At 72.2% G+C, this 25,409-nt stretch carries 23 protein-coding genes and 18 tRNA genes; 9 read left to right on the top strand and 32 right to left on the bottom strand.

What is annotated here, in order from left to right; genetic code table 11:
* Positions 1 to 16 precede the first annotated feature (16 nt).
* Positions 17 to 1,198 carry a low temperature requirement protein A gene (locus ACN27B_RS19145; RefSeq protein ID WP_422741152.1) on the top strand — a complete coding sequence of 394 codons (1,182 nt, stop codon included), beginning with the start codon at positions 17 to 19 and terminating at the stop codon, positions 1,196 to 1,198.
* 97 nt (positions 1,199 to 1,295) lie between these two features.
* On the opposite strand, the gene ACN27B_RS19140 is transcribed toward ACN27B_RS19145, so the two are convergent.
* The 28 genes from ACN27B_RS19140 to ACN27B_RS19005 form a co-directional block, all read right to left on the bottom strand.
* A tRNA-Tyr gene (locus ACN27B_RS19140) sits at positions 1,296 to 1,379 on the bottom strand.
* A gap of 15 nt (positions 1,380 to 1,394) precedes the next feature.
* Positions 1,395 to 1,466, bottom strand: a tRNA-Val gene (locus ACN27B_RS19135).
* Between the two features lie 45 nt (positions 1,467 to 1,511).
* Positions 1,512 to 1,585, bottom strand: a tRNA-Asn gene (locus ACN27B_RS19130).
* Between the two features lies 1 nt (position 1,586).
* Positions 1,587 to 1,660: transfer RNA gene (locus ACN27B_RS19125), tRNA-Glu, on the bottom strand.
* Between the two features lie 6 nt (positions 1,661 to 1,666).
* Positions 1,667 to 1,738: transfer RNA gene (locus tag ACN27B_RS19120), tRNA-Val, on the bottom strand.
* A 55-nt stretch (positions 1,739 to 1,793) separates the two neighbouring features.
* Positions 1,794 to 1,865, bottom strand: a tRNA-Lys gene (locus ACN27B_RS19115).
* A gap of 52 nt (positions 1,866 to 1,917) precedes the next feature.
* A tRNA-Arg gene (locus tag ACN27B_RS19110) sits at positions 1,918 to 1,990 on the bottom strand.
* A 1-nt stretch (position 1,991) separates the two neighbouring features.
* Positions 1,992 to 2,064: transfer RNA gene (locus ACN27B_RS19105), tRNA-Ile, on the bottom strand.
* 27 nt (positions 2,065 to 2,091) lie between these two features.
* Positions 2,092 to 2,163, bottom strand: a tRNA-Asp gene (locus ACN27B_RS19100).
* Position 2,164: 1 nt separating this feature from the next.
* A tRNA-Ala gene (locus ACN27B_RS19095) sits at positions 2,165 to 2,241 on the bottom strand.
* 5 nt (positions 2,242 to 2,246) lie between these two features.
* Positions 2,247 to 2,320: transfer RNA gene (locus ACN27B_RS19090), tRNA-Leu, on the bottom strand.
* 10 nt (positions 2,321 to 2,330) lie between these two features.
* Positions 2,331 to 2,404, bottom strand: a tRNA-Met gene (locus ACN27B_RS19085).
* Between the two features lies 1 nt (position 2,405).
* A tRNA-Leu gene (locus ACN27B_RS19080) sits at positions 2,406 to 2,481 on the bottom strand.
* Between the two features lie 6 nt (positions 2,482 to 2,487).
* Positions 2,488 to 2,559 (bottom strand) — tRNA-Gln (locus ACN27B_RS19075).
* A 54-nt stretch (positions 2,560 to 2,613) separates the two neighbouring features.
* Positions 2,614 to 2,686, bottom strand: a tRNA-Gly gene (locus tag ACN27B_RS19070).
* Positions 2,687 to 2,701: 15 nt separating this feature from the next.
* A tRNA-Glu gene (locus ACN27B_RS19065) sits at positions 2,702 to 2,774 on the bottom strand.
* Positions 2,775 to 2,814: 40 nt separating this feature from the next.
* A tRNA-Ala gene (locus ACN27B_RS19060) sits at positions 2,815 to 2,887 on the bottom strand.
* A gap of 184 nt (positions 2,888 to 3,071) precedes the next feature.
* A tRNA-Trp gene (locus ACN27B_RS19055) sits at positions 3,072 to 3,144 on the bottom strand.
* Between the two features lie 73 nt (positions 3,145 to 3,217).
* Positions 3,218 to 3,349, bottom strand: a complete 132-nt coding sequence (locus ACN27B_RS19050) for a hypothetical protein (RefSeq protein ID WP_422741151.1) — start codon at positions 3,347 to 3,349, stop codon at positions 3,218 to 3,220.
* Between the two features lie 92 nt (positions 3,350 to 3,441).
* Positions 3,442 to 5,034 carry a nucleotidyl transferase AbiEii/AbiGii toxin family protein gene (locus tag ACN27B_RS19045; RefSeq protein ID WP_422741149.1) on the bottom strand — a complete coding sequence of 531 codons (1,593 nt, stop codon included), beginning with the start codon at positions 5,032 to 5,034 and terminating at the stop codon, positions 3,442 to 3,444.
* A gap of 59 nt (positions 5,035 to 5,093) precedes the next feature.
* On the bottom strand, positions 5,094 to 5,675 hold the full coding sequence (locus ACN27B_RS19040) for a dihydrofolate reductase family protein (RefSeq protein WP_422741147.1): 582 nt from the start codon (positions 5,673 to 5,675) through the stop codon (positions 5,094 to 5,096).
* Positions 5,676 to 5,739: 64 nt separating this feature from the next.
* Entirely contained in the window at positions 5,740 to 6,579 is an 840-nt protein-coding gene (locus ACN27B_RS19035) for a helix-turn-helix domain-containing protein (protein WP_422741146.1), read from the bottom strand.
* Positions 6,580 to 6,664: 85 nt separating this feature from the next.
* A complete protein-coding gene (locus tag ACN27B_RS19030; protein WP_422741145.1) occupies positions 6,665 to 7,690 on the bottom strand; it encodes a hypothetical protein in 1,026 nt (341 codons plus the stop codon).
* Positions 7,691 to 7,740: 50 nt separating this feature from the next.
* Positions 7,741 to 8,250: a DUF664 domain-containing protein gene (locus ACN27B_RS19025; RefSeq protein ID WP_422741144.1), complete on the bottom strand. Its 510-nt coding sequence runs from the start codon at positions 8,248 to 8,250 to the stop codon at positions 7,741 to 7,743.
* Positions 8,251 to 8,328: 78 nt separating this feature from the next.
* Positions 8,329 to 8,502: a hypothetical protein gene (locus ACN27B_RS19020; RefSeq protein ID WP_172967820.1), complete on the bottom strand. Its 174-nt coding sequence runs from the start codon at positions 8,500 to 8,502 to the stop codon at positions 8,329 to 8,331.
* Positions 8,499 to 8,717: a hypothetical protein gene (locus ACN27B_RS19015; RefSeq protein ID WP_422741143.1), complete on the bottom strand. Its 219-nt coding sequence runs from the start codon at positions 8,715 to 8,717 to the stop codon at positions 8,499 to 8,501. The genes ACN27B_RS19020 and ACN27B_RS19015 overlap by 4 nt, the downstream gene beginning before the upstream one ends.
* A 434-nt stretch (positions 8,718 to 9,151) precedes the next feature.
* Complete coding sequence (locus ACN27B_RS19010) at positions 9,152 to 10,363, bottom strand: helix-turn-helix domain-containing protein (protein WP_099161856.1); 1,212 nt, start codon at positions 10,361 to 10,363, stop codon at positions 9,152 to 9,154.
* Between the two features lie 80 nt (positions 10,364 to 10,443).
* Positions 10,444 to 11,310 carry an NAD(P)H-binding protein gene (locus ACN27B_RS19005; protein WP_422741141.1) on the bottom strand — a complete coding sequence of 289 codons (867 nt, stop codon included), beginning with the start codon at positions 11,308 to 11,310 and terminating at the stop codon, positions 10,444 to 10,446.
* Between the two features lie 90 nt (positions 11,311 to 11,400).
* Here ACN27B_RS19005 and ACN27B_RS19000 point away from each other — a divergent pair, with 90 nt between their 5' ends.
* The 3 genes from ACN27B_RS19000 to ACN27B_RS18990 all read left to right on the top strand — a co-directional run bounded on the left by ACN27B_RS19000 (position 11,401) and on the right by ACN27B_RS18990 (position 15,101).
* Positions 11,401 to 12,120, top strand: a complete 720-nt coding sequence (locus ACN27B_RS19000; protein WP_422741140.1) for a TetR/AcrR family transcriptional regulator — start codon at positions 11,401 to 11,403, stop codon at positions 12,118 to 12,120.
* A gap of 101 nt (positions 12,121 to 12,221) precedes the next feature.
* Positions 12,222 to 14,492, top strand: a complete 2,271-nt coding sequence (locus tag ACN27B_RS18995) for a glycoside hydrolase family 44 protein (protein ID WP_422741139.1) — start codon at positions 12,222 to 12,224, stop codon at positions 14,490 to 14,492.
* Between the two features lie 168 nt (positions 14,493 to 14,660).
* Positions 14,661 to 15,101: a YybH family protein gene (locus ACN27B_RS18990; protein WP_422741138.1), complete on the top strand. Its 441-nt coding sequence runs from the start codon at positions 14,661 to 14,663 to the stop codon at positions 15,099 to 15,101.
* Positions 15,102 to 15,120: 19 nt separating this feature from the next.
* On the opposite strand, the gene ACN27B_RS18985 is transcribed toward ACN27B_RS18990, so the two are convergent.
* Positions 15,121 to 17,742 carry a tetratricopeptide repeat protein gene (locus tag ACN27B_RS18985; protein ID WP_422741136.1) on the bottom strand — a complete coding sequence of 874 codons (2,622 nt, stop codon included), beginning with the start codon at positions 17,740 to 17,742 and terminating at the stop codon, positions 15,121 to 15,123.
* Between the two features lie 204 nt (positions 17,743 to 17,946).
* Here ACN27B_RS18985 and ACN27B_RS18980 point away from each other — a divergent pair, with 204 nt between their 5' ends.
* Positions 17,947 to 18,831 carry a class I SAM-dependent methyltransferase gene (locus ACN27B_RS18980; RefSeq protein ID WP_422741135.1) on the top strand — a complete coding sequence of 295 codons (885 nt, stop codon included), beginning with the start codon at positions 17,947 to 17,949 and terminating at the stop codon, positions 18,829 to 18,831.
* A gap of 56 nt (positions 18,832 to 18,887) precedes the next feature.
* Here the strand turns inward: ACN27B_RS18980 and ACN27B_RS18975 are convergent, their stop codons facing one another.
* Complete coding sequence (locus ACN27B_RS18975; protein WP_157779100.1) at positions 18,888 to 19,838, bottom strand: DUF7710 domain-containing protein; 951 nt, start codon at positions 19,836 to 19,838, stop codon at positions 18,888 to 18,890.
* A 152-nt stretch (positions 19,839 to 19,990) separates the two neighbouring features.
* Here ACN27B_RS18975 and ACN27B_RS18970 point away from each other — a divergent pair, with 152 nt between their 5' ends.
* The 3 genes from ACN27B_RS18970 (at position 19,991) to ACN27B_RS18960 (ending at position 22,666) form a co-directional block, all read left to right on the top strand.
* Complete coding sequence (locus tag ACN27B_RS18970; RefSeq protein ID WP_099161862.1) at positions 19,991 to 20,914, top strand: AEC family transporter; 924 nt, start codon at positions 19,991 to 19,993, stop codon at positions 20,912 to 20,914.
* 136 nt (positions 20,915 to 21,050) lie between these two features.
* A complete protein-coding gene (locus ACN27B_RS18965; RefSeq protein ID WP_157779101.1) occupies positions 21,051 to 21,845 on the top strand; it encodes a hypothetical protein in 795 nt (264 codons plus the stop codon).
* 143 nt (positions 21,846 to 21,988) lie between these two features.
* Complete coding sequence (locus ACN27B_RS18960) at positions 21,989 to 22,666, top strand: hypothetical protein (RefSeq protein WP_422741134.1); 678 nt, start codon at positions 21,989 to 21,991, stop codon at positions 22,664 to 22,666.
* Positions 22,667 to 22,930: 264 nt separating this feature from the next.
* On the opposite strand, the gene ACN27B_RS18955 is transcribed toward ACN27B_RS18960, so the two are convergent.
* On the bottom strand, positions 22,931 to 23,470 hold the full coding sequence (locus tag ACN27B_RS18955; protein ID WP_422741132.1) for a DinB family protein: 540 nt from the start codon (positions 23,468 to 23,470) through the stop codon (positions 22,931 to 22,933).
* A 229-nt stretch (positions 23,471 to 23,699) separates the two neighbouring features.
* Positions 23,700 to 24,056, bottom strand: a complete 357-nt coding sequence (locus tag ACN27B_RS18950; RefSeq protein WP_422741131.1) for a nuclear transport factor 2 family protein — start codon at positions 24,054 to 24,056, stop codon at positions 23,700 to 23,702.
* A gap of 225 nt (positions 24,057 to 24,281) precedes the next feature.
* Between ACN27B_RS18950 and ACN27B_RS18945 the strand changes: the two genes are divergently transcribed.
* The gene (locus ACN27B_RS18945) at positions 24,282 to 25,385 is read left to right on the top strand and encodes an FUSC family protein (RefSeq protein ID WP_422741130.1); all 1,104 of its coding nucleotides are present in this window, start codon (positions 24,282 to 24,284) and stop codon (positions 25,383 to 25,385) included.
* Positions 25,386 to 25,409 lie beyond the last annotated feature (24 nt).

Below are 25,409 nucleotides of genomic sequence, written 5' to 3'. Positions count from 1 at the left end.
CAGAACGGGCGAGCCGATGACGACAGGCAGGGCGGCCGAGCTGCTGCGTAGACCCGGGGGTCCGCAGCGGGCCACATTCCTGGAACTCTTCTTCGACCTGGTGTTCGTGCTCGCGCTCGCCCTGCTCTCCCGCAGCCTGGCCGAGGATCTCGGGTGGAGCGGCGCCTTCCGGGCACTGGTGCTGCTGGGCGCCATGTGGTGGGTCTGGTCGAGCACCGCGTGGCTGACCGACCGGACCGACCCGCAACGACCGGTCATCCAGGCGCTGGTCATCGCGACCATGGTCGGCAGCCTGGTCATGGCGGCCGCGGTCCCCGAGGCGTTCGGCGACACCGGCCTGATCTTCGCGGGCGCCTACGTCGCCGTCCAGCTCAGCCGCGGGATCGTCCTCACCGCCGTGCTGCGCGGCCACGAGCTGCAACGCAACGCCATGCGCGGGCTGTTCTGGTACGGCCTGTCGGCGCTGCCGTGGATCGCGGGGGCGCTGGTGCACGGTACGGCGCGGGGCGCGCTCTGGGCACTCGCGGTGCTCCTCGACCACACGGCCGGCAGAATCGGCTTCCCCACCCCCGGCGCGGGGCGCATCCCCGGCCGTGACCTCGTCATCTCCGGCGAGCACCTGTCCGAGCGCTACCGGCAGTTCTTCATCATCGCTCTCGGCGAGCTGATCCTGGTCACCGGACTGGCGCTGAACGGCAGCGGCTTCGCACCCGCCGGGGCTGCCGCGTTCGCCGTGTCGATCGCGACCACCGTGCTGCTGTGGCGGATCTACATCTACCGCGCCGGTGAGGTCCTGGCGGAGGCGATCGTCGCGTCCGCCGACCCGGTCCGCCTCGCCCGGTCGGCGTCCTACACCCACCTGACCATGGTGGCCGGCGTGGTCGTCACCGCCGTCGGCGGTGAACTCGTCATCGCGCATCCGCTGGAACACACTCCACCGGCCTGGATCGCCGTCCTCCTCGGCGGACCCGCGCTGTACCTGGCCGGGCGCGCCCGCTTCGAACACGCGGTGTTCGGCCGGGTGTCCCGGTCCCGACCGATCGGCGTGCTCGCGCTGGCCGTCCTGGCACCGGCGATGCTCCTCGTGCCGCCGGTCGTGGTCGCGGCCGCCGCCGCCGTCGTGCTGACCGGGATCGCCCTGTCCGACGCGCACCGCGCCCGCGGACGACCACCCGAGCCGCCGTCACCGCCGGACTAGCCCTCGGCGTCGGATACGGCGCTTCGACCGCTCGTCGCGGAGGTGGCGGGTCGGTGCGCCAACAGTGGATGGCCGGGTGGAAGCACCCGCGAAGGCGTGGGAGCGGAGAGATTCGAACTCACTCAGCGCGAACGCACCGGCTTTACAGGCCGGCCCACCTCACCGTCGGTGGCGCGCTCCCTCGGCCGCAGGCCGGTGCCCGCGGAAGGTGTCGAACCTCCGACCCCCTGGATGTGAACCAGGTGCTCTTCCGTTGAGCTACGCGGGCGTACGCGGAAGGGGTGGGATTCGAACCGACGAGCCCCCTCCATCGCTCCGGCGACTGGACTCGAACCAGTACCTGTACGGATCAACAATCCGCTGCCCTACCGTTTGGGCGACGCCGGAATGGTCGCGCGTGCGGGACTCGAACCCGCTTCACCAGCGTGAAAGGCTGGGGGCCTACCCATGACCGAACGCGCGTCCGTGTGCCCCGAGCTGGTGTCGAACCAGCGGCCTTCGGCTTGTCGAGCCGACGCTCTCCCGCTGAGCTACCGGGGCGAGGCGGGATGTCCGGCCCACGACCGACGGCCGGGCGGCGTGGACCACGACGTCGTGCCTCCGGGGAATTCCGACATCCCGACCCGCCGGTTAAGAGCCGGCTGCTCTTCCTCTGAGCTACGGAGGCGTGCGGTGAGGGAGGGAGCCGAACGCCGCCGACCGCGCCTCGTCTCGATGCGTGCCCCCGGCGCGATTCGAACGCGCGACCCCTGGATTCGTAATCCAGTGCTCTGTCCGCTGAGCCACGGGGGCATGGTGTCGTCGGGCGGGCCCGAACCGCCCCTTCCTCATCAGGGAAGCGCTCTGACCAGCTGAGCTACGACGACCTGGCGGCTCGGCCACCTCTGCGTGCGCGCCCCGTGCCGGGATCGAACCGGCGACCCTCCGCTCGACAGGCGGATGCTCTCCCACTGAGCCAACGGGACCTGGTGGAGTCGGGCGGAGTCGAACCGCCGGCCTCTTCGGTGCGAACGAAGCGCTGCTACCACCTGAGCTACGACCCCATGCGTACCCGGAGCGCGATTCGAACGCGCACTGTCCCCGCCCTGAACGGGGTGCCTCCTGCCGTTGGGCTACCCGGGCATGTACTGCGTGCCGACGCCCGGCCTCGAACCGGGGGCCTCTCCGTCATGAGCGGAGCGCTCTGGCCATCTGAGCTACGTCGGCGTGGTGCCCTCGGCGCGAGTCGAACGCGCACTGGCGACGTCCTCAACGTCGGGCCTCTACCGTTGGGCTACGAGGGCGTGGCGCTCCCGGGCCAGGATTCGAACCCAGCTCTCCGCATCCAGAGTGCGGCGTCTTGCCGACTAGACGACCCGGGAAGGGTGGCCGGCGGGTCGCGGTCCCGCCGGCCGGTTTCGGCGCTGCTTTCTGCGAGCGGCCGGCGGGCATCGAACCCGCTTTTTCGGTTTGGAAGATCGACGTGTCCGCCGAGTTCACCACGATCGCGTGGCATGTCCTGCGTAGGCCGTACGGGACTCGAACCCGTAACCGTCCGGCTGAGAACCGGATGAGCTGCCAATTGCTCCAACGGCCCGTGTAAAACCCTCCGCGGTTGCCGGGAGGGCTTCCGATCGTGGAGAAGAGGGGAATCGAACCCCTGACCTCCGCCCTGCCGAGGCGGCGCTCTACCATCTGAGCTACAACCCCATGGTCCGGGACCAGCGAGTCGAACGCTGTTTCTCCCGCTCCCAAAGCGGGCGGGTTACCGTCTCCCTCGTCCCGGAGGTACTGCCCCCCGGCCGGCCCGTGCGGGCGCCGGCCGGGGTCTTTCCATGCCATCCACTGTGGAGTTGAGAATCAACGACGCCTCCGGCCGCGGCCGGGACGAAAGCAGGGGCGACAGGATTCGAACCTGCGGCCTTCGGTTTTGGAGACCGGTGCTCTACCAGTTGAGCTACGCCCCTGTGCGGTTGTCCGGGTAACGAAAAAGCCGCCCTGTCCCGGTCGGGGTGGGCGGCTTGTCAGCTTCCGCTGGCGCTATTCGCGCCGCCACCCCGGCTTCCAGTTCTGCTCGCTCGCGCACAGATCGTGGGCTCGCCCGATCGCACGCAGCACGACACCGCCGCGCGGCATGAGCCGCATGGTTTCGGTGGAGGCGTACTGCCGCACGGGGAACTCCTCGGTTCGAGCCGGTTGACCTTGCCGTTTTACGGTAAGGCCGACGTCCGCGGAAGGCAAAGGATATTCCGGAGCGATGCTCATCAACCTCGTGAGGCGCGCGACCCTCGGTCCAGGGCGATGGCCAGGCGGCGTCTCCATGCCTCGGCGTCGCTGGTGACATCGGGATACTCGTCGACGAAATTGTCCCAGTCGACGTCCCAGGCGAGCACGGAATCGGCCGTGAAGTCGTCGGCTTCGGCCCCGAGTTCCGGCCGCAGCAGGTCGCGTACGAGCCCAAGGTCCACTGCGGTGTGCTCGGCTAGCAGCACGGCGTCGTAGAGATCCTTTCCCTGGGGGTACATGTCGGTGGCGAGCCACATGAGTTTCCACGCCAACGACATCTCGGCACTCGCCGCCCTCAGCGGGCGGTCGACGCCGTCGAGCCGGATCGTGGTGGGTCGCAGGGGAAGGTGTTCGTTGAAGACGAAGTCGGCCTGCACCGATGCGGTCAGGCCGTCGTCGGTGACGCACGGGAGGACCAGGCGTCGTCCGTCGGCGCGTTCGTAGGTCCAGATGTCGCTCGTCTGCACGTGGTCCGGGTCGAGGCCGGCGCCCGGCCGGTCACGCAGGGCGGCAAGGATGCCGGCGAGCAGGGCCTCGGCTTCGTCGCTCTGGGCGCTCATCGAGGGTGGGGTCACCACGAAGTCGACGTCGCCCGGCTCCCGGGCGGCGGATCCGAACCATGCGGACATCGTGACGCTGCCCCGCAGGACCAGGTGGGCCGCCCAGGGCGTGTCAGCGATGACGTTGAGCATGTGTCGCATCGCGGTACGTCGGGCGGCGTACCACCGTCGGCCCGCTTCGGGATCGGTGAAGACCGGTTCGCCGGCGCGGTAGGCGTTGCCGTACTGCTTCAGGGCGGGGTCGAACGCGGCCCGTTGCCGTACGCCGGGCCGGGCCGGCAACGGCTGGTAGGTGTCGGGATAGCCAGGGGTGCCGGCGGGCGCCGAGCGCATCCTCTCTTCCCTGGCCAGCTGCGATGCGCCTGGTCGGGAGTGCGTCAGCCAGCCGGCGTCGAGTTCGGTCCGGTCGTCGAACACGACGTACTCCTGCTCGACGGCGAGCACCTCCCAGCCGGATCCCCGCAGGGCCGCGACGAGAGCGTCCAACCGGGCCCGGGCGCGGTCCCGCCCGATCCGGTGGCACCGCTGGGTGACGAACCGCTCCTGACGTCCGTCGTCGCGTGCGCGGCGGGCGTTGCGGGACAGCCGCGCACCGTGCTGCTCGGCCACCGCGGTCACTGCCACCAGCGTAGGAACGCCTGCGGGAAGCAGAAGCTTGACGTGGTGTTCGAAGTACCGCTCAGCGGGCTGCGCGAGCGCCTGCTCGTCGGTGACCGGCACGCCGGCGGACCACGGGGCGGCCTCGATCTTCGTCCGCGCGGTGTACAGACCGGCTGCCCGCAGCCGTGTCCTCCACCGTTCGGCGGCATCACGCTGCTGGTGCAGAGAACCCGATCCCACGAGAGTGAGCATCGGCTGGGACGCGACGCGGCCCCGGTCCAGCAGGACATGCGTGTACTTCAGCCCGTGGTGCTCGGCGAAGTCCGCCAGCCTGCCGGCGTCTCCCTCGTAGGCGGTGAGGTGGACCTCGAAGTCCCCACTGACGTCGCTGGTGAGACCCGGTTCGGACACGCCGTCACGGTACGCGCACGCCTGCTGTGGCTGCCATCAGGATCCACCCGCTCGGGTCGTCAGCGGCGGACCCGGTAGCGCAGGTGGAGCACCCGGCTGCCCTGCACCACCTCGTCCGGCCCGTCCAACAGGTGCTGCGCGTCGACCGACCCGAAGAAGCGTTTGCCGGACCCGAACACGACGGGTACGACGTCCATGCGTACCTCGTCGACCAGGCCCGCGGCGAGCACCTGGCCACCGACGTCACCGGCGGCGACCTCGACGGTGCGCTCTCCCGCCAACTCCTGCGCCGTGGCCACGGCCGCCTCCACGCCGTCGACGAAGTGGAACGGCGCGTCGGGGTCCCAGCCGTCGGGCGCCGGCCGGTGCGTCACGACGACCACGTGGTCGATCCCACCCGGAGGCTTTCCGTCCCAGCCGTCCGTCAGGTCGAAGACGTGCCGGCCGACGACCGTCACCCCGATCCGGTCCCAGTACGGCCGGGTGTAGTCGTAGGACGTCTGCGACACCGTCAGCCCGCCGCCGGCGTCCAACGGGACGTCACCACTGGTCAGCCACTCGAACAGCGGCCCGGGCTGGTCGTTCTCGTCCGCGACGAAGCCGTCGACCGACACCGAGCTGTACATGACGACTGTGCCCACGGGGTCTCCTCTGCTCGGGGACGCCTCAACCTAACGTGTCGTGGGCTGCCGCTCTTGTAGGAAATCAATCGGCCGGCAGCGGCCAGCCGTCCAGCACGTGACCGGGATGTTCGCGCAGGAACCGCCGCCGGACCTCGACGTACCGGGTCGGCGTGAGCCCGGTGAACGCCCGGAACTCGTGGCCGAAGTGGGCCTGGTCGAAGTAGCCGGCGCGACCGGCGAGGTCGCCCCAGTCGACCGGTTCGGCGGGGTCGATCGAGAACACGGCGGTGGCGAAACGGTGGGCGCGGGCAAGCCGCTTCGGCGTGACGCCGACGAGGTGCTTGAACCGCTGCGCCAGATGGGTGCTGCTGACACCGGCTGCCACGCTCAGGTCGCCGATGGCGACCGCTCCGCCGGCCGCGGCGATGACGCCGCTCGTCCGGCGCACCAGCGCCAGCCCGGCGGTCTCGCCCAGCCGTCGCGTCAGCTCCTCCTCGAGCAGCGTCAGCATCTGCTGCGGCCCGGCCGCCGTGGCCAGCCGGTCTCGCAGCTCCGCGACGGCGGGCCGACCCCAGACCTGCTCGATCGTCACCGGCCGGTCGCACAGCTCGACGGCGGGCATCGGCAGGAACGGCGCCAATCCCCACGGCTTGACGTGCGCGCCGACGGACCGGGTCCGCGGCGGATAGCTGAACTCCAGCGCCCGGGTGGGCGTGGTGACCACACAGCCGTCGGCGTACTCGGCCGTGCCGAGGTCGGCGCCGGCGCGGATGCGGAACGGCGCACCGAGGTTGACGATGAGCAACGCCGCCGGCATCGGCGGCAGCGCCAGCCGGGCGTACGGCGGCGCACCCTCCAGGTAGTAGAGGTCGTCGATCAGCTCGTCCAGCGGCGGTCGCGGCACTCGGGACACGTACTCCACGCCCACAGCATCGCCGACATCGCGCGCCGGGGCGGTCCAGCCGCGCCGCCGCCGGGGCACGTCGTCGCGGGCTGCGGGCGGTCGTTCACGCCTCGGCGAGGGTGACCCGGACGGCGAGCAGGTCCCCGGCGGCGTCGCGATCGACCTGGACCGGGAAGACCCCGTCACCCCAGCTGGTCATCGCGAACAGGATCTGCGCGTCGCCGAGGGCCAGGGTCCCGCTCTCCGTGTCGCTGGCCCGCACCTGGCGCATCACCTCCCAGTGGTGTGAGTGTGGCCGGAAGTCCACGGCCAGCTTGCGACCGGGCTCGGCGTCGCGCCAGGCCTGCACGGTCGTCGCCCGCCGCAGGGCCGAGCGCAGCGGCAGGTCCGTCCAGCCGTAGCTCCCCTCGTCACCCGGTGCGGCCAGCGGTTCGGCGGTGAACTCCCGGGCCGCCGTCGGGGCGTCGACACCCCAGAACGCGACGTCGGCGAGACCGTCCAACGGCTCCTCGTGGCGCCACGACGCGAGTGCGTCGGTGTCGGCGAAGGCCAGCCGAGCCGCGTCGACACCCACCATGCCCACGTCGACCGTGGCGGCGACGGGCGCGTCACGGACCCGGACGATGATCTGGGACCAGCCGTCCCACGGCCCGTCGGAACGTTCCGCCTGCACCGGGACGGTCCCGGCGGGAAGACCGTCCACCGCCACCGCGGGCATCCCGAAGACCCGGAAACCCGGCTGGCGTTCCACCGCGCACCGCCGCGCCCGCTCCCGGTGCGGCACCTGCTGTTGCGCGCGCTCCACCGCAGCCGTCCACCCGTGCTCCCGGCAGTGATCGCCGAACCGTTGCGCCCAGCCGTCGCCGTGTGAGGCGGGGATGTCGTAGTGGTACCGCCCGGGCCGTACCGGGAACGACGCCCCCGCCGGCTCGGCGTCCGGGCCGACCACCGCGTAGTCGGCGGACCCGGCGACCTCAGCCAGCAGGTCCGGATCCTCGAATCCCAGACCGCGCGGGTCGAGCTCGTTCGGCGGCCTGCTTCCCGACCACATGCCCAGCATCCCGCCGTCGATGATGACGAGTTGGCCGGACGGACACCGAACCTCGCCGAGCGTGACAATCTCTCCCATGGCGCGGCAGTCTATGCAGCCGCCGGCACGAGCAGGGGCGACTGAGCGCGCTACTCGCCGAGCGGCCCAGCGGCGAGCTCGGCTACGACGTCGAGGTGCCCGAGGTGACGGGCGTACTCCTGCACGAGGTGGAACAACACGCGTTCCAACGTCGCCGGCGCCGCGCCGTCCCACCTCGGACCGGGAGCGCCCACCGTCGTCAGGTCGTTGCTCGCGACCACGGAGGCGGTGTGTGCGCCCTGGGCGCGGAGCGACGCCGTCAGGCTGTCGCGTGTCTCGTCGGGCGCCACGTGCCACCGGTCCCCGCGCCGGTCGCCCCAGGGTTCGGCGATCTGGTTGCCCTCGAATCCCCACTCGATCCAGCGAAGCTCGACGTAGCGCAGGTGTTTGAGCAGTTCGAGGGGGGTCCACCCGGAGGGAAGCCGGCTGCGCCGCACCTCGTCGTCGGGTAGTGCGTCCACCTTGGACAGGAGGGTCTCCCGGAAGAAGTCCAGGTATCCCAGGAAGACCTCGTCGCGTCCCGATGCGGGAGTCGTCGGTGCGGGAAAGGGCATCGCCATGACGCCATTGTCCGCCTGCCGCGCCTCCGGTGTCGGCGGAGCCGTGGACGATCGCGCCCGTGGCAACGTCTACTGGCGTCAGACGAGCCGCTGGACACGTACCTTCGGCCGCTCGTTGCGGAGGTGGCCGTGCTTGTGCTGGCGGACCTGCTCGTCCCAGACCTCCTGGTCGTAGTCAGGGTCCGGCGGGATCCACCGGTGCGAGCCGTCGCTGTAGTGGAACCGCTCGTCGCCGGCCCGCAGGATGCTCACCGCAGCCACCCCAGGAAGCGGCGGTGCAGCAGCCCGGCCGGCATCCAGTGCAGGTCCTGCGCCGCCCGGGCCAACTGCGCACCCATGTACAACGCCAGCGACACCCGCGCGCCCGCGAACTCCGCCCGCAGTTCCCGCCGCCGCGTCTCGCACGGCCAGGGAGCCACGCACCCACCACAACTCCACACCGGCAGGACCGGCCCGTGGGTGCTCACCCGCGACCTGCGAGCAGGGTCGCGGTGAGCAGCCGCGCCTGCCGGCTGGTCACCTCCAGGCCCTGCAGGTGTACGCGCAGGATGCGCTGCTCCTGACCCCTCACCGCTCCTCCCCCGGCCAGTGCGCGACACCGATCGGAACGCGGTGCCGGACCCGACACGGCAGTTCGTCGCCACAGCGGCACACCCACCGCCACCGCCGCCACGACCACGCCGGCCGATGCCGCCGCGCGAGAGTCAACGCCGTTGCCGAGAGGTACTCGTCGTACGAGACGCGCCGCACGTAGCCTCCCCGTCGTCACGAGGGCGGCCCTCCGCCCTCGAAGCTGAGAGGGACGCGGCGACCAGGCGACACCCGCACCGCCCGCCGCATCCCGTGAGCAGCAAGCTACGGTGTGTGGCGGGGCGGAACGGGTAGGGTTCGTACCCCTGTGTCAGGACAGGAGCCCGACCTTCACTGCGAGGTCGCGGGCCTCGTCGCGGGTGGGGCGCGGGCCGTCGAGCAGGTCCACGGTGATCTGGCGGGCGTACCCGTTGAAGCGGATCGTCTCCGGGGCCGACTCGTACGCCCGCCGCAGCGTCGCGACGGCCGTCTCCCGGTCGCCCTTGCCGTAGTGCGCCCGCGCGATTTCGATGAGGTGGCGAGCCCGTCGCGGCCGTGACGGGATGGCCGACGAGTCATGGCGGCCGGCCTGCCGCACCGCCTCGCCTGACTTCTGCAGCTCCACCGCGACCGTCACCGCGTGAGCGCCCATGATGACCCGGGAGAACGAGGTCTGCGGCTGGTAGAACTCCTGCGGCAGGCGTTGCGCCACACGGTCGGCGCGATCCCAGTACCGCCAGGCCCGACCCTCCTCGCCGGCACGGGCGGCGGTGTAGGCCGCCTCGAAATTCAGCGCCCCCCACAGAGCCAGCAGGTTCGTGTTCCCGTCGGCGATGCGCGGCTCCAGGGCCGACAGCACGTCCAGCGTCACCGCCGTCGCGGTGTCCCAGTCCCCGGCGTCCCGATGCACCTGGCACAGGAACCACCCCGCGACAGCCAACGCCTCCGGGTCGCCGGACTCCTGCGCCGCCACCATCGACCGGTCCGCGACCCGCCACAGCAACTCGGCAGCGGGCTGGTAGGCGAGGAACATCTGCGTCAGCCCGAATGTCTCCGCCACCAGGGCCTGCGCCTCCCGACGCTCTTCCCCCTCGTACGCCAGGGCGGCGCGCTGCACGTCGCGCAGCAGCCCCGGCAGCAACCCGCCCAGCACCGTACGGTGATCGGACGCCTGGTGGCGGGCCCGCCATGCCGTCGCAAGCCGGTCCCGCAGGCTCGTCAACGACTCCGCGGACGTCTCGCCGGAGAGCACGAAGCGGTTCACCGCGTCCCGAACGGAGGCCAACGCCGGATGCTCCGGCCCGTTGACCACGGCGGACCGGTCGCTCAACTCACCGGCCAGCACCGACACCTCGACCTTCAGGGCGCGCGCGATGCGATCCAGCATGTGGATGCGAGGCGGCAGGATGCGATCGGTCTCCACCGCCTTGACCCACTCGGCGCTGCGGCCCACCAGGCCGCCGAGCACCGCGCGGGTCTTCCCGGACCGCTCCCGGTAGACCTTCAACCGCTGCCCGAAGGTCAGTTCCGGCAAGGATTCCATCCTGGACCTCCTCGTCGCGCGCACGCGCCAACGGCACCCGGGCGCCGTTCACCAACGCTACCCGACCGGTCGTCCAACCCTCAGGGGCGAGCGGCGAGCATGCGCCGCAGCGCGGCGCGGACGGACTCGGCCGGGCGGTCGATCAGCGTCTCCAGCGTGGGATCGGTGACCATGAACTCGCCACGTCGCGCCGCCCGGAACATGCCGAGGTTGAACTCGGCGGCGGCGCGCGGCATGCCCCGGGACACCGCCGCCCGTACCCATTCCTCGTCGTCCACGACGACGCGGGTCACCTCCCGGCCGGTGACCTCGCTCGCGACAGCGGCGACCGCCGCGAAGTCGAGCGTCGACGGGGCCGTCAGCGGCGCGGTGGGGCCGGCCGCGACGGAGTCGTCGGTGAGCAGGACGGCGGCCGCCGCCGCGAGGTCGTCGTGGCCGGTCCAGGAGACGGGCCCGTCGGCCGGGAGGGCCAGTCGGCCGGTGGCCGGCGCCTCGTCGAGGTAATAGCGGAGGGTGCTGGAGTAGAAGCCGTTGCGCAGGGCGACGTGGGGGATGCCGGTGGCGACCAGGTGCTCCTCGGTGCGCGCGTGGGTGATCATCGGCGGGAACAGCGAGTCGGTCGACGCGCCCTGGTGGCTGGTGTAGAGGATGCGCTGCGCTCCGGCCGCCGTCGCGGCGTCGATCGCGGCGATGTTGGCCCCGGTCGCGGCGGCCCCCCGGATCGCGGCACTGACGATCAGGACCTGGTCAGCACCCTCGAAGGCGTCCACGAGGGTGGCGGGGTCGGTGAAGTCGCCGCGGCGCACCCGGACGCCGCGGGCCTGCAGTGCGGTGGCCTTCGCGACGTCGGTGACGCTGACCCCGACGGCGGCGGCGGGAACCCGCCGCAGGACCTCCGCCACGATTCGTGAGCCCAGGTGGCCGGTGGCGCCCGTGATGACGATCATGCTTGCTCCCAGGAGGGGTTTCCGTTGCTAACAGGGATGACGGTAGCAGAGATAACCTCAACGCTAACAGGTCGCTGTTACCATTGGTACGTGGAGCTTGCCGAGAGGACCGACGCCCGGTCCCGGATCGTCACCGCGGCCGCACGGATCCTGCGGGAGCAGGGGGCCCGCGCCGTGACCACGCGCGCCGTCGCGCAGGCGGCGCAGGTGCAGGCGCCGACCATCTACCGCCTGTTCGGCGACAAGGACGGCCTGATCGATGCCGTGGCCGAACACGTGATGGCCACCTGGGTGGCGGCGAAGGCGACCGGCGGGCCGCACCACGACCCGGTGGTCGACCTGCGCGCAGGCTGGCGGGCACAGATCGAGTTCGGGCTGACCAACCCCTGGCTGTACGAGCTGATGACCAACCCCGCGCGGGCGGAGCAGTCCCCGGCCACCACGGAAGGCATCGAGGTGCTGCGTGCGAAGGTGCACCGGCTCGCCGCAGCCGGGCTGCTGCGCGTGGACGAGCCGCGAGCGGTCACGATGATCCACGCGGCCGGCACCGGCACCGTACGCGCACTGCTCGGCATGCCACCGGACCGACGCGACCTCGGCCTGGCCGACCAGATGTTCGACGCCGTCGCCGCCAGCATCCTGACCACCGCCCCGGCGGCTCCGGCGAACGACGTGGGCGCCATCGCGGTCACCTTCGCCACCGCGCTACCCGGCCTGCCCGGCCTCACCGACGCCGAGCGGGCGTTGATGGGCGAGTGGCTCACCAGGGCCCTGACGACACTCCATCAGGGACAGCACCGGGCCAGCTGATCGGGCGCCCGATCACGGCATTGACTCGGGGCCGGGAAGGCGCAAGCCTATGGAAGCGCTCCCATCGTCGAGCTTCTATTCGCGTGAGGGAAGGAATGCTCGTGCGTCCCACCACCGCACTGCTCCCGGTCGTGCTGGCCACGGCCCTCGGCGGCCTGGCCCTGCCGGAGCCCGCCCTGGCCGCGGCCGGCCCGGCGCTGGCCGTCGACACCACCGCCAACCGGCACCCGATCAGCCCGTACGTCTACGGCATGAACTTCGCCGACGAGGCCCTCGCCCGGGAGCTGCGGCTGCCGGTGCACCGGTACGGCGGCAACGCCACCACCCGCTACAACTTCCGCAACGACACCACCAACCGGGCCTCGGACTGGTACTTCGAGAACATCCCGAACGACAACCCGGACCCGGGCAGCCTGCCCAAGGGGTCGGAGAGCGACCGGTTCGTGCAGCGGAACAAGGCCACCGGCGCCGCCACGGTCATGACCGTGCCGATGCTCGGGTGGATCGCCAAGGACCGGGCGAAGGCGTGCGGCTTCAGCGTGGCCACGTACGGGCCGCAGCAGTCCACCGACCTGTGGGCGCCGGACTGCGGCAACGGCAGGAAGCCCGACGGGAGCCTGGTCACCGGCAACGACCCGGAGGACACCAGCGTCGCGGTCGGCCCGGAATACGCGACCGACTTCGTCAACCACCTCAAGGGGCAGTTCGGCGCCGCCGCCGACGGCGGGGTCCAGTTCTACAACCTCGACAACGAGCCGGACCTGTGGCACTCCACCCACCGCGACGTCCGCCCGACGGGCCTGGGCTACGACGAGCTGCGCGACCGCACCTACGCGTACGCCGCCGCGATCAAGGCGGCCGACCCCGGCGCGAAGACGCTCGGTCCGGTCGGCTGGGGCCTGAACTCGATCTTCTACTCGGGGCTGGACCAGGACACCTGCTCGCGCACCGGATGCTGGTCGAACCCGCCGGACAAGGCCGCGCACGGCGGCCAGGACCTCGGCCCGTGGTACCTGGACCGGATGCGCGAGTACGAGCAGCAGCACGGCGCCCGGATCCTCGACTACTTCGACATTCACCTCTACCCGCAGCAGTCGGGTGTGTTCGGTGACGCCGCCGGCGACGCCGACACCCAGGCGCTGCGGCTGCGCTCGACCCGCCAGCTCTGGGACCCGACGTACGTGGACGAGAGCTGGATCAACCAGCCGGTCCGCTTCATCCCCCGGATGCGGGAACTGGTCGACCAGCACTACCCGGGCACGAAGATCGCGATGACCGAGTACAACTGGGGCGGCCACGGGTCGCTCAACGGCGCGCTGGCCCAGGCCGACGTGCTCGGCATCTTCGGCCGCGAAGGGCTCGACCTGGCCACCCTCTGGACCGCACCCGGGGCCGACCAGCCGGTGGCGAACGCCTTCCGCATCTACCGCGACTACGACGGCAGGGGCGGCGCGTTCGGTGAGACCTCCGTCAAGGCGACCAGCGCCGACCAGGGCAAGCTGGCCGTGTACGCCGCCGAGCGCGCCGCCGACAAGGCACTCACCCTGGTCGTGGTCAACAAGACCGGCGACGACCTGACCAGCCCGCTCACGCTCACCGGCGTCTCCGCCGACACCGCCCAGGTCTACCGCTACAGCGGGGCCGACCTCGCCGGCGTCGTCCGGGAGGCCGACCAGCCGGTGACCGCCGGCGGCCTCACCGCCACCTTCCCGGCCAACTCGATCACCCACCTGGTGCTGCCGCGCGGCACCACGCCCGGCGACACCACCGCGCCGACCGCCCCCGGCAGGCCGACCGCCGGCACGGTCACCGCCGACAGCGTCGCCCTGACCTGGACGCCGTCCACCGACGACACCGGCGTGACCGGCTACGACGTGCACCGGGTCGACGCCACCGGCACGGTGAAGGTGGGTGGCGCCACCGGCACCTCGTACACCGTGAGCGGGTTGACCCCGGACACCTCGTACACCTTCGTGGTCACCGCGCGTGACGCGGCGGGCAACGTCTCGACGGCCTCGCCCGGCCTGACCGTGCGGACCGCGCCCACCGCCCCGACCGGCCGCTGCACGGTCGGCTGGACGGCGAACAGCTGGCCCGGCGGCTTCACCGCCACGGTCACCATCAGAAACACCGGCGCCACCGCCATCGACGGCTGGAAACTCGCCTTCGACTTCCCCACCGCCGGCCAGAAGATCGGCCAGGGCTGGTCGGCCACCTGGAAGCAGAACGGCACCAGCGTCACCGCCGAGAGCATGACCTGGAACGGCAGGCTCGCCCCCGGCGCCACCACCAGCATCGGCGTCAACGGCACGTGGAGCGGCACCAACCCGGCGCCCGCCGCCTTCACCCTCAACGGTCAACGGTGCGGCTGACCTGAGACGACTCTGCTCCGCCGGCCGGACCGGCGGAGCAGAGTCGGACGGGTTCGGCTCCCCGGCCCCGAGCGCCCGGGAGGCGGCAGGCGCAGATCGACATCGACTACTGCGTCCACGATCGCGTGAACCGCGTTAGCGCCCCCACGGCCCGGGTACGACGAGGGAATGACGACCGACCAGGCGAAGCAGGAGCTGCGGGAGCTGATCGAGGAGCGCGTGGCGGCAGTGGCGCGCCGGGACGCCGAGGCGCTTGCCGCCCACCAGGCCGCGGACGTGCTGGCCTTCAACGTCCTGCCGCCGCTGCGACTACGAGGTGCCGACCAGGTGGCGCCCCAGACCCGGGCGTGGTTCGACGCATACGCCAGCGGCCCGGGCTACGAGGTCCGGGACCTCCAGGTCGACGCCGACGGCGACCTCGGCTACTGCGCCTTCCTCTACCACGTCACGGGACGGTTGCAGGCGGGCATGGACGTCTCCATGTGGGTACGCGCCACGCTCGTGTGCCGCCGGCGCGACGGGCGGTGGGTGGTCGTCCACGACCACGAGTCGATTCCGTGGGACCCGGAGACAGGTCAGGGTCTGGCCGGCCTCGATCCCGACGCGTGACGGCGCGCCCGGCGCCCTGTCAGGATGGTCCGGTTGGCCGGGACCAGCGGGTGAGTTCGTGCCGAGTGTCCACAGTGTCTGGGTGTTCGACGCCCAGGACCCGTTCCCGAAGAGGCAGCAGCGCCGCGAACCGCTCACGGGCCGCCGCGGCGTCGCCCGCCTCGCCGGTCCAGCGGGCGAGTTCGTGCCGGGTGCCCAGGGTGTCTGGGTGTTCGACGCCCAGGACCCGTTCCCGAAGAGGCAGCAGCGCCGCGAACCGCTCACGGGCCGCCGCGGCGTCCCCTGCCTCGCCGGTCCAGCGGGCGAGCCCGTGCCGGGTGGACAGGGTCTCGGGGTGTTCGACGCCCTGGACGCGTTCCCGGATGGGTAGGAGCGCGGCGAGCTGGTCACGGGCGGCGACGTCGTCTCCCGCGTACCCGGTCCAGCGGGCCAGTTCGTGCCGGGTGGTCAGGGTGTCGGGATGTTCGGCGCCCAGGGCCCGCTCGCGAACAGGCAGCAGCGCGGCCAGTTGGTCACGGGCGGCGACGGCCTCCCCCGACCAGCCGGTCCACAGCGCAAGGCTGTGCCTCGTGGCCAGCGTATCGGGGTGTTCGGCGCCCAGGACCCGGCTCCGGACGGGTAGCAGCGCGGCGAGCTGATCGCGGGCAACCGGGGCGTGCCCCGCCCACCCGGTCCAGTGCGCGAGCGCGTGCCGGGTGGCCAGCGCCTCGGGATGCTCGACGCCGAGGACCTCCTCCCGAACGGGCAGCAACGCGGCGAAGTCGTCCCGTGCCTTCACGACCTGCCCCACCTCTCCGGTCCAGCGGGCCAGATCGTGCCGGGTGGCCAGGGTGTCGGCGTGCCGCGCGCCGAGGACCCGCTCGCGCACGGGCAGCAGATCGGCAAGATCTTCACGAGCGGACACGGCATCCCCCGCCATTCCGCTCCAGTGGGCGCGTCGGTGCCGAACGGCCAGGGCGGAGGGGTGCTCGACGCCCCGGACCCGCTCCCACACTGACAGTAGGCCGGCGAGCTGGTCACGGGCGGCGGCGTAGAGGCCGACCGCGGCCAGATAGCGGCAGGCGCGTTCGGCGATGTCGGCAGCGGAGTCGATCAGGGCGACGTCGGCGTCAGGTGCCTGGGCGGCCTCGGTGAGCAGGTGGATCGCGTGCGGGGTCACGGCACGCCAGCGCGGCCACTGCCGGGAGTCGTCCGGGTCGCCCTGGGCCGGTCCGGCCAGCAGAGTGACAGCCAGCGTCAGGTAGGCGTCCGAATGACCGGCGAGGTGCGCGTGGTGGTTGCTCGTGTCCCGGATCAGAGGGTGCAGATGCACCGTCCTCCCGACCGACTGGTCGACCTGGTTCTCGTCGAGACCGACGAGCCCGAGTCCGGCCAGGGCTCTCAGGGAACTCCGCAGGGCGTCCGGGCCGAGGCCGGCGAACAGCGGGGAGGCACCCATCGCCGTCCAGTCCAGCACCGTCGTGGGGATCGGCGCGTCGGCGAAGGTCGCCATCAACCGCAGCAACGTGCGCGCCTCCGGCATGCCTCGCCCGTCCAGCAGACTCAGCGACAGCTCCCAGGTGCGACTCACCAACCCGCGCGCCTGAGCCTCCGACAACGGGCCCTCAGGCACCTTGACCAGGACGTCGCCGGCATCCAGGGCAGCCCGGTAGCCGGCGAAGGTGGACTCGCCGCCGGGAAGGCCCCATTCCTGGGCGTCGGCCAGCGCACGGCCGGCCAGCCCCAGCGCCAGCGGCAGTCCCCCCAGCCGCCGTGCCAGTGCCTCGGCGTCCCGCATGCCGCCGGCCCGCTCGCCCGCGTGGTCGACCAGGACGCGGGCGCCGTCGGCCGGGCTCAGCACCCCGACCGGGTGCATGCGGCACCAGGCCCACCGGTCGGAGTCGTGGCGACCCGCGCGAGACATCGGCATCCACGTGCCGGGGTCGCCGTCGCGGGTGGTGACCAGCAGCAGCCCGCGACGTGTCGGCACCGGCCGGATCCAGCCGCGCCCGGCGGCGACGGGTTCGTCGTCCGGGGTGAGCAGCCGGGTGTCGTCGGCGTTGTCGACGACGAGCAGCCACCGTCCCCGATGGGCCGCCAGCAGCCGCCACAGCAGGTCCGGGGCGCCGTCCAGGCCGGACCACGCCCGCTGGATCTCGCCGTCGGTGGCGCCGAGGACGGCGGCCAGCTGCCGCATCCCGGTCTGCAGCCCGGTCCGGGTCGCGGCGGAGACCCACCAGACCTGCACGCCACGCCCGGCCAGCCGCCGTGCCAGCAGTTGCGCGAGGGTGGTCTTGCCCGCGCCGCCCATGCCGTACACCACGCGCACCCGTGCCTCACGTCGATCCCGCGATCGGTACAGACCGGCGAGCTCGTCGACCAGCCGATCCCGTCCGCGAACGTGCGCCGCGACCAGATCGGGCGCGGTCAACGACGTCATCCCCGGCCGACCCGAGGTCGCCGCCTCCGCCGACCCGGCCGGAACGGTGGGAGCCGAGCCGGTCGGGCGGAGCGCCAACCCGGCGATCACGGCCTGGGCCAGCCCGAGGACCAGACCGGTGACGGCGATGAAGGCGGTGGCCCGACCCTTCTGGCCGTCCTCCGCACGAGCGCTGTCCAGCAGCCAGTACCCACCGGCCAGCAGCACGGCTGTCCCACTCACGAGCAGCATCCAGCGCCGCCCCCGACGTGACGGCACCATCGGATCAGCCTCCTCCGTCCCCACGCCGGGTGTGCGAGGGATTGGCGGATGGTATCGGGACCGCGCGACCGGCGGCGGCCCCGACCGGCCTCTGTGGAAGCTGCGATCACCGGCCCGGGCGGGCACGGGCCGGTACGACACGTGGTCCGGCACTATCGTGACCCGATGACGACCGACAGGTGGGCCCGGTGGCTGTCGGCGCGCCGAGACGGCGGCGACGCCACCCTGCGCGCCCGGCACGCCACCGACCTCGCCGGGTTCCGCGACGGCGTTCTCGACCGGGCCGACCTGAAGCCCGACGACGTCCTCCTCGATGTCGGATGCGGCACCGGACTGATCGGGTTCGGTGCGCTCGACCGTCTCGGCCCGGACGGCCGGGTCATCTTCAGCGACGTCTCGCCGGACCTGCTCGACCAGTGCCGGCGGACCGCCGACGGCGACGAGCGGTGCCGCTTCGTCCAGGCGTCGGCCGAAGACCTCGCCGGCGTCGCCGACGCCTCCGTCGACGTCGTCACCACCCGGTCGGTGCTCATCTACTCCGACCGCAAGGCCACCACGTTCGTGGAGTTCTTCCGGGTGCTGCGGCCGGGCGGAAGGCTCTCCCTCTTCGAGCCGATCAACCGCTTCGCGCTTGAGCACCGCCCGGAGGATCTGTTCGGCTGGGGTGGCACGCCGGTCGACGACCTGGTGGCCAAGGTCAGCGACGTCTACCGGGGTCGGGCCGCAGCGGCCGAGCGGCCGATGGTCGACTTCGACGAGCGCGACCTCGTCGCCTGGGCGCAGGCCGCGGGTTTCGAGGCGATCGAGCTGGACTACCGCGCGCAGCTCGACGTGCCCGGCGAGCCGATCGGCGACTGGGAGGCGCTCAAGCGGACGGCCCCCAACCCCCTGGCCCCCACGTACGGCGAGGCCATTGCCGCCGCACTGAGCGGCGACGAGCGCGAGCGCCTCGACGCGTGCATGACCGCCCTGGCGGCGGCCGACACGCCGACGCGGCGCACGGCGGCCACGGCGTTCCTCCGCGCACGGCGTCCCGACCGGAACCGCTGAGACATCCCGCGCGTCACACCGCACCCACCGACCCGACCGACAGGGGCGGACACCTGTCAGTCGCGGCGCCCGTCGGTCAGGTGCACGTGACGTAGTCCCGGGCCGAAGGCGGCCACATGCCCGACGGTGCCGTGGTGCGGTTGCGACGGCGTGAAGCGGCCCTCGTCGACGGCGATGTCGTAGGCGCCCCCGATGGCGTACTCGGCCAGGGTCCCGGTCAGCCGGTGCCCGCCCGCCCACGCGAGTCCCGCGTCCAGGGTGTCGAACACGCCGGAGGCGTATCGGGCGCGGTCACCGTGGAAGACCCAGACGGTCGACCGGAGTCGGCCCAGCTGGTCGTCGGTCGGCCTGCGGCGCAGTCCCTCGGGGGTGAACGAGAACGAGTCGGGGAAGCTGCCGGACCGGTGACGTACGGCGAGGAGCACCGGTTCGGGGTGTACGCCTTTGAGCCCCTCGCTGCTGGGGACCTCCGCGAAGGCGTTCCACAGGTGGAAGCAGATCAGCTCGTGGGCGGGATCGGCAGTGGTGTAGGCGAGCGTCTTGGCGAAGAAGGGGTTGGCTCCGCCGATCCACAGCGACGGCGGCCCGAACGTCTCGACGACCTCGGACAACGTCCGGTCCCGCGTGACCCAGTCGCCGACATCCGTACCCAACCGCCGGAACTCGGCCTCGGACAACGCCCGGTCCAGTTCGAGCCAGCCGAGGCGGTCGGCGATCTCCGCGTAGACCGAGGCCGTGGCGTCACGCAGGGCATCGGCCGGAAGGACACCGCTGTAGGCGCCCCGGACACCCGTCGGGGCGAACGCGTCGCGGTCGCGCAGTCCGTCGCACTCCGCCCACCATCGATCCAGGCAGCCGTCCACGGCGGCCATCGCCTCCAGCAGAAGCCGTTCGGCCATCTCGTCCCTGCCGTACATGCCGGGGCGACGCAGGACCCCGTTCACCTGCGTCAGGTGGTGTCGCCGTGCCTCGTGGAGGCCGGATCCGTAAGCTTCCGCGCTGCTCATCGTCGCCGATCATGGCACCTCGACGAGGTCCGACCACGCGTCGGTCGGCAGGTCGATGACATCCTCGCCCGGGTGGAGACTGCCGCCTGCTTCCTCGACCCGTACGCCCGCCGGTCCCCGGGCCCGCGCGACGCCCGCCCGACGGTGACCGCATGAGCCTGGTGTCGGCGTTCGTACCGATCTGGGTCCTCACCGCGATCGGTTGGGCGGCCTGTCGGTGGGGCCTGCTGGGTGAGGCGGCCGCGTCGGTGCTCGGCCGGTTCGTGTTCCATCTGGCGATGCCGTCCGCCCTGTTCCTGGCGCTGTCCCGGATGCCGCTCTCCGGGTTCGCCAACCGCTCGCTGCTCGCTTTCGCGGTGAGCACGGTCGCGGTCGTCGGGCTGGGGTGGGTCGGCGCGAGCCGGCTGTTCGGTCGCACGCCCGGCGAACGGCCGATCTGGGGCATGGCCGCCGGGTACGTGAACTCCGCGAACCTCGGCATCCCGATCGCCACGCAGGTTGTCGGCAGCGTGTCGTTCCTGGCGGAGGTGGTGCTGCTGCAGGTGCTGGTGGTGACGCCGGTGATCCTGGTCGCCCTGGACCGGCACAGCGACCCGGCCGGGCGGGTACGGGTCCGTCGTATCGCCTCCCTGCCGGTACGCAACCCGGTGATCCTGGCGTCGCTGCTCGGCGTCGTGTGCTCGGCTGCCGGCCTGCGCCTGCCGTCGGCGGCCGACGCGTCGCTGACCCTGCTGTCGGGCGCCGCGGTCCCGGCTGCCCTGGTCGCGCTCGGCGCGTCGCTGCACCGCCCGGCACCGTCGCGGGCCGAGCCGGCCCAGCCCGCCGAGCTGGCCGTGATCGCCGCGCTGAAGCTCGTCGTCCAGCCGGTCATCGCGTACGCGGCCGGGCTGGCCCTGCACCTGTCCGCGCCGCAGATGCTCGCCGTCGTGGTGTGCGCCGGCCTGCCGACAGCGCAGAACACGTTCATCTACAGCCAGGAGTACGGCGTCGGCGAGGCGGTGGCCAACCGGGCGGTGGTGGTGACCACGACGCTGTCGCTGGCCACCCTGGCCGCGGCGGCGTCACTGCTCGGATAGGTCCGGCAGCGGCCGTCCGGACGACGGAGCCGACCCGACCGTGGCGACCGCCTTGCCCCACGCCGGCCGGGACGGGCAGGCTTGGCAGATGTCCGCCGTGATGGCAGGCCGCCGTCTGCCGACCCTCCGGCGTACCGTGACGCACCCTGCTGTCTGGTCGGTGCCGGCGATGGCGCTGTTGGTGTTCGTGGCGATGCCGTTCAACGACGGGTTCTACAGTTTCTGGGTCAACTACGACGCGCAGGGCGACGCACAGCAGTACGAGCTGCTTCACACCACGCGCATCTTCCGATACACCTCCGGCGTCCTGTGTGGGCAGGCGTTGGCGTTACTGGCCGGCGCCGCCCTCGCCGTCCGGAACACGCAGGCGAGAGCGCTGGCGGTGGCAGTCCCGCTCGCGGTGCTCCTGGCCGGGGTGGCCGCCGCGGTCGCGTACCCGCTCGCCCGGGCCCGCGAGGGCATCTTCTTCACGACCGGTGCGCTCGACGACCCGGTCCTGGTGCGGGCCCTCCTGGGCGAGGTGGCCGCGTACCCGCTCTACGCCGCCGCCGGCGTCGGCCTCGGCACGCTGCTCGGGAGACGCCTGCGCCGACCCGCGACGCGCTGGCCGCTCGTGCTGCTGTTCCTGCTCGGCTGGTTCGCCGCCACCCTGACGGGGCTGCTGCAGGACGACCGGTTCGACGCGCCGTCCGGGCTGTTGTGGGTCGTCCCGCCGATCGCGGCCGGCACGGCGGTCGCACTGGCCGGACTGTCGACGGATGTCTGGGCCGTACCTCCGGTGGTGGTGGGCGATGGGGGGCGCGGCGCCGGCGTCGCGCTGCTGGTGAGCGCCGCCGCGTACGCCCTGGGGTTGAACCTGTTCGCCCGGTGGGCCCGTCGACGGGCGTTCGCGCGGACCGACCGGCTCCCCCCACGGCAACCGGACCACTGATCAGCGAACGGGCCGACCAGCCGGTATCAGTGGCGCCCGCGGAGCGACCCCACGGGGTTGACGGCTCGGCAGCTCGATGCGCACGAGTCCCGGTCCGAACAGGGCCACGAGGTCGGCGGGCGGGGACGGTACTCTGCGGCCTCGTGAACGCCTTGCTGCGACGGTTCGTCGAGCTCGTCGAAGCCGACCTGACAGCCGCCGGCTTCGTCCGCCGAGGGCTGGTCTTCCGGCATTTCCACCCAGAGGGCAACGGGATTGCGCTCGACATCCAACGCACCGCCGCGCTGGAGGGTGAGGTCGAGTTCTTCATCAATGTCGGGGTGCTGCTCGCACCGCACCTGCGGTACTTCTTCGGCGCGGACGATCCGCTCCGCGACGCGACGCCGCACCACGGCGTCTGGCGTCATCGCCTGGTGGCGACCGACGACGGCGCGGCGATGCCCGACCACAGGTTCTCGCTGTCCGCCCAAGCCGACGTGGAACGTGCCGCCGCCGTCGTGCGGACCTGGCTGGCGCGGAACCTGCCCCGCATGGAGAGCTGGCTCGGCGACGTCGAGGCGATGCTCGCCGCCATCGAGGAGGACCGCGAACGAGCCGCCCAGGCCCGCGCCGAGCAACTCGCCTCCGGCCGGTGGCGGGCCGGCCGGTGGCCGGACGGGACGTGGAGCGGTGCCGTCATCCGCGCCTACGCGCACGCCGAACGCGGCGACGTGGAGGCAGTCGCGGCCGAGACCGCGAGCTGGCGCGTCGGCGGCCCCGACTCGTTGGCCGCCGACGCGCTGGCGATCGCCCACCGGCGTCGTGCCGATCGGCAGGGATGACCGTCGACGTCGGATGCGGGACCCCCCGCCGACGGCGATGAGCCGTGCAGCTTCATTCAGGCGCCGCCCGAGGACCCTGCCGGCGTCACCCCGCATCCACGTCGAGCGGCGATCGCGGTACGGGCGGACGCCTGTCAGTCGCGACGGCCGTCGCTCAGGTGCAGGTCGGCGGCGTGACGATGCTCGATTCTGCTTCACCGCCGTTCCTCGCGGTGAGGTCGCACCCGGACGGCGCTCCTTTCGCTGACCCACCGCCCCGATGGGTCACAGGCCGGTTCGCCCATCGATGCACTCGCGCAGAAGGTCGGCGTGGCCAGCGTGCCGCGCATACTCCTCGATCACATGGAGAAGTACGTCGCGCGTGGCGTGGCTGCCACCGTCGGCCGGTACCTCGCGGCCCAGGTCGGCCTCCTCGAGGGCGTCGAGCCATTCATCCGCCTTGGCGATCTCGGCCTTCCAGGTGGCGAAGGCGTCCTTCACCACCGCCGGGTCGGGGTCCGCGCCCCCGAAGTCCCAGTCTGGGTCGTCCTCGTGCTGGTAGAGGCACGGTGCGTCGGTCCGCCCTTGCAGCACACGCTGGAACCAGTGGTTCTCCATCTCAGCCAGATGGCGGACCAGGCCGAGCAAGCTCAGGGTGCTGGGCGGCACCGAGCGTCGACCGAACTGCTCGGCGTCCAGTCCGTCGCACTTCATCTCAATGGTGAGACGGTAGTTGCCGAGGTACTCCCGGTAGGTCGCCTTCTCGCCGACGGGCTCACCGAAAGTCCTGGGATCGTCCCCGGGGGCGGTCCACAGTTTACTCACGGCGCCACCCCATCGTGAGCGGACCGCACCGGTCAAGCGAGTTGCGGTGCACCAACCTCGACAGCCGTTGAAGGAACCGATCGCCGCTCGCTCATCGCTGGAAGCGGCCTCGTCGTGCCGCGTGCGCCGGCGGAGCTTGACACTTCGTTCTGGAGGAAACACAGCAAAACATGATTCGCTGCCCAGTGAGGGCAACGCCGTGGCCACACCGAGGACCCGCCGAACAGGCTCACCGGACCGGGGCGAATGTGGCGGCCAACACTCGCCAGTTGCCGTCCTCACGCACCCACAGCCGGGTGTAGAGCAGCCGCGCGGACACCACGGCACCGCCCTGAACCGCATCGACCACAGCGACCGTGCGGGTCACCCCGGTCTCACCGTCTTCCTGGACGTCGAGCGACTCCTCCACCAGGTTGGTGATGCGCAGGGCCCCCGAGCGATAGCTCTCCAGGTCATCGTCCTTCGAGAAGATCGACCCGTCCGGTCCCGCAGCCACGACCCGGGGGTGCAGGAGCGCGTCGAGGGAATCGACATCGCCCCCGCGCTGAGCGGCTTGCAGCTGCCGTTCCGCAGCATGGAGATCCATCGACGGATCCTCTCCAGCGCCCCGCACCGGGACAAGGGGGTTCGCTCGCGGCAGAACGCCACCGCGTCATGATCAAACACGGCGCGTTCGCCACCACGGCGTGCGCGGCCGGTCGGTCGCCCGCCGCCTGAGCGATTGAGCAGGTCACGGGCGGGGTAGTGGGCTTCCTCGCAGAAGATCGATCGGCGGCCGGTCCCGGTCCGCCCGGCGAGAGGACCACCACCGGTGCGGACATGGGGGCGCGACGCCGTCGCGCGGTTGCGGGGCGACGGGATGACCGTGATCGAGCTGACCAGCGCCGCGGTGGTCGCCTGGATCGTGGCGGCGGTGGTGATCCGTCACCCGGATCCGTTCTTCGCCCCGACCGCCGCGCTCGTCGTGCTCGGCGAGTCCCGCGGGCGACGGCTGCGGCAGACCGTCGAGATCCTGCTCGCCGTGGCCGCCGCCGTGCTCACCGCGGAGCTGCTGGTGTACGCGCTGGGCCCGGGCACCGGCACGGTCCTGTTGGTGCTGGTGCTGACCACCACGACGCTCGTGGTGATCGGGGCCCGCCGTGCCCTGGTCGTGCAGGCCAGCGTCTCGGCCATGTACCTGGTCGTGGTCGCCGCGCCCAGCGGGACGCTGATGCCGTTCCGCTTCGTCGACGCGCTCATCGGCGGCGCGGTGGCACTGGCCGCCAGCCAGGTGATGGCCGCCCGTGACCCGCTGGAGCCGCTGGTGGCGCAGGCCCGGCGCAGCTACACCGACCTGGCCGACCTGCTCGACCAGGTGAACGCGGCGCTGCGGAGCTGCGACGAGGACGCCGCCCGGGACGCGCTGGACCAGGCCCGGCAGGTGGACGACTGCGTCGCCCACCTGCAGTCCGCCGTGCTCGCCACCGGTGAGACGCTGCGGCTGGGACTGCGCCGCCGGCACCTGGGCAAGCTCGTCGAGGTGGAGGCGACGCTGCGGCAGCTCGACTACGCCGCCCGCAACATCCGGGTGCTGGCCCGCGCCGGCGTGACCCTGACCCGCCGGCACACCGCCACGCCGCCGGAGCTGGCCGCCGCGATCGGCGCGCTGACCGCCGCCGTACGGTCGGCCGGGGAGGCTCTGGCCCGCGACCTCAGCGGCGCCGACGCGGACCGGCACGCGCAGCAGGCCGACGCGGCGGCCCTGGAGGCGGTCCGGATCGCCGCGGGCCTGCTGCGGACCGACCCGCCGCTGCCGGTCACCATGATCGTCGGACAGATCCGGGCAACCGCGATCGACCTGCTGCGCGGCGTCGGCCACGACGACACGACGGTGCTGGACCGGGTGGACGAGGCGCTCGGTCTGAGCCGGGCGTGACACCCGGACGCTGGGTCAGGCTTC

Origin of the sequence: Micromonospora sp. WMMD754 (assembly GCF_049315235.1) — a bacterium.
Lineage (GTDB): Bacteria > Actinomycetota > Actinomycetes > Mycobacteriales > Micromonosporaceae > Micromonospora > Micromonospora sediminicola.
This window is presented reverse-complemented; position numbering and strand designations above follow the sequence as displayed.